This is a genomic window from Plesiomonas sp. ZOR0011 (assembly GCF_000800945.1).
Classification (GTDB): Bacteria; Pseudomonadota; Gammaproteobacteria; order Enterobacterales; family CAMTGL01; genus Plesiomonas; species Plesiomonas shigelloides.
Genome location: NZ_JRKB01000100.1, coordinates 1 through 5,553, shown reverse-complemented (window position 1 = coordinate 5,553; position 5,553 = coordinate 1). Strand labels below are relative to the sequence as shown.

Sequence of the window (5,553 nt, the reverse complement as noted above, 5' to 3'; positions counted from 1 at the left end):
AGCAACCTTGGGGTTTCAGATAACAAGAAATTCAAGCAGGGACATTTTGAAATGAGCATTCGCTGCGCGAATTTTATGCCCATTTCAAACCACTTCGCACGCAGGCGTGCTCCGTTATGCCCCTTAATTAAATGTTAGCCGGAATGAGTTCTGAATATAGATTTCAGTCGAATGAAATAAACCGTAGTAAAGTGCTACGGCCTACCAGAATAATATTATTTTAAGAATGGTTATCGGGATAAATGAGCCCATACCATGTTTGCTGAATGTCCCATTACTCGTACCATTCTTACTCAGAGCAATGTCATATGTTCTAAATGAAGGGCTTGTTCTAAGCCGCCCACATCGAGAGGCTCCCAACCAAGTTCAGCGATCAACTTGCTTACAATGTTTTTCGCGTTTAAATCATTACCACAATACATCATCATTGGTTTTACGTTGTAGTTTGGGTAGACATTGTTCTCGAAATTTTCATACCCGTAAATGGTGAAGGCTTTTACAACATGAGTATCAGGTACCAGATGTTGTATCATTTCGGAACCAGGCTGTGTGCTATTGAGCCCGTGGCTGAGGTTTGCACCGACAGGATTTGTGCAATCAATAAGAATTTTCCCCTTTAACTCACGACCAAGCGCATGAAGCGCCACTTTGTTTGCTTCGAAAGGTGTAGCAAGAAACACGATATCCGCATCCTTTACAGCAACAGAAGGCTCTTCGATTGCCAAGTTGCTGTTTTTTGCCAATGCATTTTTTACATTGTCAGAATTTGGATCTTTGGCCGCAAGAGTAACATCGTATCCTAGGTGTTGGAGTTTATCTGCCAGTGGTGCGCCTACCTTGCCGTAGCCAATAAATGCAATCTTCATGATGAGGTCCTTGTCATGGAACAAGTCATGGCATTAAGTATAGTAGTTAGCATGAGCGGTTGAGACAGTAATGTAACTGTTTGAACTGGCATCGGTTCCGGCTAACAAAGAGCTAAAGTAGGGACATTTTGAAATGGGCATTCACTGCGTGAATTTTACGCCCATTTCAAACCACTGCGCACGCAAGCGTGCTTCGTTATGCCCCTTAGCTAGAAGTTAACCGGAATTTTCTATTAAGTACCAATTCAGCCGAATGATAAATCGCTAATGGGCATAATTTCTCATCACCTAAAATTTAATCCCACAAAAACATGCTCGTTTCTTTGTTCAGAATTTCTAATTCAAATGCTTGTGTACATGCTGAACCCGCGAATCCGTAGCAAACATGTAAAGGCAGTAAGTGCTCTTCGCGTGGGTGGCAATAGCGAGAAAAGGGGGCTTTGTCCCAGTTAGTTAGACGGTCACATCGTTCGTTTTCTGACAGTTCTCGGCTTGTACATGTAGCAATGAGCCATTGTTGGAATGCGTTGTTTGCGGCTTTCATCTCGGTTGTTTCTGGGGTGAAGAATGCTCTCATATTGTGAAATGAAAAACCTGAACCGATAAGAAGTATCGACGGATCATTTAAATCTCTTAATGCTTCACCTAACCGAATGTGAGATTCTGGATTCAAGCTGCTAAGTAATGAGAGCTGTACGCAGGGTATATCGGCTTCTGGGTACATTATTTTCAATGGTACAAAGAGCCCATGATCAAACCCGCGATTTGGGTCTGCTGTTACTGTTATACGAGCCGATTTAAGTTTGGTTGTGATGTCGTGAGCTAGTTTTGGTGAGCCAGAGCAAGGGTATTGAATGGTGTATGATTCAGGTGGAAATCCAACATAGTCGTAAATTAATGTTGGCATAGATCCTGAGGTCACTGCAGCACTATGCGATTCCCAATGCGCACTCACCATTATGATCGCTGACGGTTTTGAAATCTGTTTGGCTATCGTTTGTAGGCACGAAACCATCTGCGCATGTTGAGGATCGCCAAGGAGGGGTAATGGGCCACCGCCGTGAGAAATGAAGAGTGCTCGGTGTTGGGTAGCCATAAACAAATTCCTATTGGTCAGAATTGAATGCTATTGGTCAGTATAGTCTTTTGCTAGCACTCGAAACTGCGTTTGCGCGTCAAAATAGCAGATAAAAAATTAAGGTAGTGCGGAGGGGCTTCTATACCAAGCTTCTACCAGCATCGGTTCCGGTTAACAAAGAGCTAAAGTAGGGACATTTTGAAATGGGCATTCACTTGCGTGAATTTTATGCCCATTTCAAACCGCTGCGCACGCAGGCGTGCTACGCTATGCCCCTTAGCTAAATGTTATGTGCTTCCATGAAGATTCACTATTTATGTGATATTAACATCTGTTTAAGACTCATCCTGCATTTCCTACGTGTTAGAAAATGAACCCTCGACTTTGATGATGAGCCTGAAGATCATCGCAAAATTTTCTTATATTACATGTTATGCTTGAAAAGTCTTTTTATCTTCAGAGGTTTTAGATGGCTAAGAATAGAAGTCGTAGACTAAGGAAGAAGTTGCATGTGGGTGAGTTTGCTATCTTTGGTTTCGAGTTCAGTTGTGAACTGAATGCATTCGATGAAGAAAAAGTAGACACTTTAGTAGATGACTTTATTTCATTTATAGAGCCAAGAAAACTCATGATGGGTGGCGGAGTATCTGAATTTACCTTTGAGGCATTTGTCTGTGGAGATGGCAGTCCATGTTCCGAGCTCGATCGTATAGCTGTCGGAGAGTGGCTGGAAAATCATAGCCTGTGCAAAAAAGTGGTGTTAGGCCATCTAGTGAATGCATATTATCCAGAGAGTATTTAACACGGTCTATTAGAACCACGCACATAACAAGAAGTTAAAGCAGGGACATTTTGAAATGGGCATTCGCTACGCGAATTTTATGCCCATTTCAAACCGCTGCACACGCAAGCGTGCTACGCTATGCCCCTTAACTAAATGTTATCAGGGAAGGAACTAAGCTTATATATGTTGCGAATGAGCATTCTATGCTGTCTCAGTAGAATTTATTATCATTAACATCTATTCAATTAGTTGCATTGTTTCAGATGAGAGGTTGATTGAATTTGCAATTTTATAAAATGTTCCAGCTGCATGACTTTGTTTTATTGTCAAAGTCGCATTGGAATTCGATATCTGATATATTAAGGTGTACATCTTTGTTTAATTCAGACCATGTGGATTTGATTTTTGTTTCGTTATTAGCGCTAAGTGCGCTATATTGTTTTATTTTCTTTGATACATAGTTGACGCTGATACCAGAATCTCTAATCTTAGTCGCTCGAGAGAAATTATAAAAATCATAACCGATTAATTTAATGTTGTTTTGTTTTTCATATTTAAATGTGAAAATTGAATTGTCTGCATTCCATGTGCCACTAGATTTATAATGGTATAAGGTAATAAATAAGAGGCCTTTCTTTATTTTTACAGAAGGACTCATGCAATCTATTGTGTCATTATTGTAATAGTTAAACCCCGGGATAGTATAATTTGAAGATACAGCATCTTCATATCCTCCTTCTTTGGATATTAGAACTATTACTTTTCTAGGGTTGAGTTTTATCTCATTACCAAACTCATCAAATTGTCTATCATTACTTTGGCTTGTTTCTTCAACAATGAATGCTAAGTCAATCAGTCCATCATTATTTAGATCTCCTGTTGCTTCATTTATCAGAATGGTGTTGGCGGGAATGAACGTTTTTGGAATGACTGTTTTCGCGGAGGTTGAAAAAGCAAAAAATAGAATAAGTAGTGACGGAAATACTTTCATATAGTTAGCCTAAACTAGAAATCAGTTAGCAGCGTAAGTGGTGATTGACACCTATCATAACGCTAAAATATTAACTTAATTTAACACATCGTTTTGAGTTAAGTACATAGCCTTGATAAGGAACCATGAGGTTCTAATATTTTAACTGCCCCGCAATCTTCAGCCCTGTATGATGTGCCGTGATAACAAAAAGCTCAAGCAGGGACATTTTGAAATGGGCATTCACTGCGTGAATTTTATGCCCATTTCAAACCGCTGCGCACGCAGGCGTGCTCCGCTATGCCCCTTAGCTAAATGTTAGCCGGAATAGGTATTAACAAGCATTACAGGCGAATGTAATTGTGCAATAAGCCGTAGGGAATACACTACGGCATGCGTGATATTATAAGAGATGAGTTGTATTATATGAGATTAGATGTAACGCATCATGATGATATCACGTTGTGCATCAGCACCTAGTTGAAATATATGTTCTCCGACTTCAACAAAATCGAACTTCTTATAGAAGGCAATTGCTCGTGGGTTGTGCTCCCATACACCAAGCCATACCACATCAGTATTGCGTTTTTTTAGTTCAGCTAGGCAAGCCTTCATCATTTCTTGAGCAATACCATGGCCATGCCAAGGTTTATCAACATAAAAACATAGAATTTCACGTGGAGTTTTAGCTTCTACACATGAAGGAAATTCCTCCCAACGCATTTGAGCATATCCAGCAAGCATGTTTTCACATTCGCAAACTAGCGTGATCCAATTTGGATTTTGAATTTCTTTTAGCTGATGCTCTTTGCTGTAGTTGGATTGGCAGTGAAGCTCCATATCTTCTGGAGTATTGCTGCTCGCAAAGGTATCGCGGAAGGTGCGTTCTGCGAGAATGGCAAGTTGTTCTGCATCTGAGGGCTGCGCAATGCGGATTAACATAAATGAATCCTTAGGCTGGAAATACAATTTATTTGTGATAATAGCGCAGTGTAAACTTCCATTTTTATGAGAGTTTGCAACCGATTGTAAGAAATTGGCATGGAATCATGAATCGAAGCGTAATGGTTATCATAGCGTTATTGGTATTTAAATTTCTTATGCCTACCAACGTGGGTGTTGCTACATTGTTAAGTTAGGTCGTAAGTGGAACGAACAATACAGTTGCTTTAATGGGCATGGGGTTCCGGCTAACAAAAAACTCAACAGGGACATTTTGAAATGGGCATTTGCTGCGCAAATTTTACGCCCATTTCAAACCACTGCGCATGCAAGCATGCTCCGTTATGCCCCTTAGTTAAATGTTATCTGAAAGGCGAATTTAATAGGCTTTCGTGGTCTAAATTTCAGTCCGTAGCCAAGCTAGTTTTCTCGGCGCATTTGTATTCTTTCTTCGGTTTAGCTTCAGAGTCGAATGGTCGAGTTGTCTTGGCCACTGTGCTATTTGCGTAAATATTGTATTCTTTCCATTCTTGAACATAGTTGGCGAATGAGCGCGTTGCAGTTTCAGCGGTATAGGCGAATGTAATCCAGCTTTATTTCCCGTCAGTAGGTTCTGCGGTTGCGGAGAGAACGGGCATAGCATGGTTTGCGGAAACTGGAAAATCGTATTCTTTCCTGTTGTTAGCATGATGTGTGGTTGCACAAAATCAGTGTTCTTTTGCGCAATCTAAGTCGAATGGTCGAGTCACGTGACAAATCATCGGTAGAAGCGGGTAAGTTCAGGCTCGCCGCGGAAAGCAGCTTTTACTTAAGGCTGTTACGTTGGTCGGCAAAACTCTGCTTTTAGCAACCTTGGGGTTTCAGATAACAAGAAATTCAAGCAGGGACATTTTGAAATGAGCATTCGCTGCGC

5 protein-coding genes are annotated in these 5,553 nt (G+C 40.8%); 1 reads left to right on the top strand and 4 read right to left on the bottom strand.

The genetic code is table 11. The features are described from left to right. Positions 1-293: 293 nt before the first annotated feature. Entirely contained in the window at positions 294-866 is a 573-nt protein-coding gene (locus L975_RS15900; RefSeq protein WP_218185613.1) for an NADPH-dependent F420 reductase, read from the bottom strand. A gap of 295 nt (positions 867-1,161) precedes the next feature. Then, entirely contained in the window at positions 1,162-1,962 is an 801-nt protein-coding gene (locus L975_RS17790) for a class III extradiol ring-cleavage dioxygenase (RefSeq protein ID WP_072033091.1), read from the bottom strand. 451 nt (positions 1,963-2,413) lie between these two features. Here L975_RS17790 and L975_RS15895 point away from each other — a divergent pair, with 451 nt between their 5' ends. Continuing rightward, complete coding sequence (locus tag L975_RS15895; protein ID WP_047709289.1) at positions 2,414-2,746, top strand: YggL family protein; 333 nt, start codon at positions 2,414-2,416, stop codon at positions 2,744-2,746. A 271-nt stretch (positions 2,747-3,017) separates the two neighbouring features. Here the strand turns inward: L975_RS15895 and L975_RS15890 are convergent, their stop codons facing one another. Both L975_RS15890 and L975_RS15885 read right to left on the bottom strand, forming a co-directional pair. After that, positions 3,018-3,719 (bottom strand): hypothetical protein, encoded by a 702-nt coding sequence (locus L975_RS15890; protein ID WP_047709288.1) that lies wholly within the window; start codon positions 3,717-3,719, stop codon positions 3,018-3,020. A gap of 411 nt (positions 3,720-4,130) precedes the next feature. Further along, positions 4,131-4,640, bottom strand: coding sequence for a GNAT family N-acetyltransferase (locus L975_RS15885; RefSeq protein ID WP_047709287.1), 510 nt, complete (start codon positions 4,638-4,640; stop codon positions 4,131-4,133). Between the last annotated feature and the right edge of the window lie 913 nt (positions 4,641-5,553).